This is a genomic window from Vibrio makurazakiensis (assembly GCF_050337375.1).
Lineage (GTDB): Bacteria > Pseudomonadota > Gammaproteobacteria > Enterobacterales > Vibrionaceae > Vibrio > Vibrio makurazakiensis.
On record NZ_JAKJSW010000494.1, the window covers coordinates 1 to 600 of the forward strand.

A 600-nucleotide genomic window follows, 5' to 3' on the forward strand; every position below is an offset into this window, starting at 1 on the left:
GATTACCGCTGACTCCTTTGTTAACCATATATTCAATTGCTTGGTCCGCCAGATGTTTTCCCTGCTGTGTATGCCAGAAAAACTGAGCGCCTTTTTCCGCGAATAAACTAAAATTATCGTCGATAAGCCCAAAAACTTCGGCTTTAGTTTGTGCAATATTTTTTGCTTCAAAAGATGTGATGTATTCAACAGGCACAACTTCAATCGACTGACCTTGCCTTTCTTGAACTTTTTCCGCACATCCACTCAAAGTAGCAATAGAAAGGATCATTAAAAGAACTTTAAATTTATTTAAACGGATCATTTTTGAAAGCCTCCTGAAGATAGTATTTCTTGAGTCCAAATCGAACTAGCTTGCTCATACTGGTTTTCTATCACGAAGAAACGTTCTAAAGTCGTCGTCTTTTTCATTGTTGGTAATTGAATTTGATTAGGTTCAATTGGCTTCACTAAATTTACTGTCGCCACAATGATCAATTCAGTTTTACTACGCTCGGTACCTGTATTTCTAAATAACGCGCCCAAAACAGGAATATCACCAACGAAAGGAACTTTACTTAATGATTCTTTATCTTCAGTACTCAGCAGTCCACCTAAGAC

The 600-nt window shown here is 37.3% G+C and carries 2 pseudogenes; both read right to left on the reverse strand.

Going from position 1 to position 600, the window contains the following annotated elements:
* A pseudogene (locus L4C33_RS22740) lies at positions 1-304 on the reverse strand (hypothetical protein); the annotation flags it as partial.
* Positions 301-600: pseudogene (locus L4C33_RS22745) on the reverse strand (hypothetical protein); the annotation flags it as partial. The pseudogenes L4C33_RS22740 and L4C33_RS22745, both read right to left, overlap by 4 nt.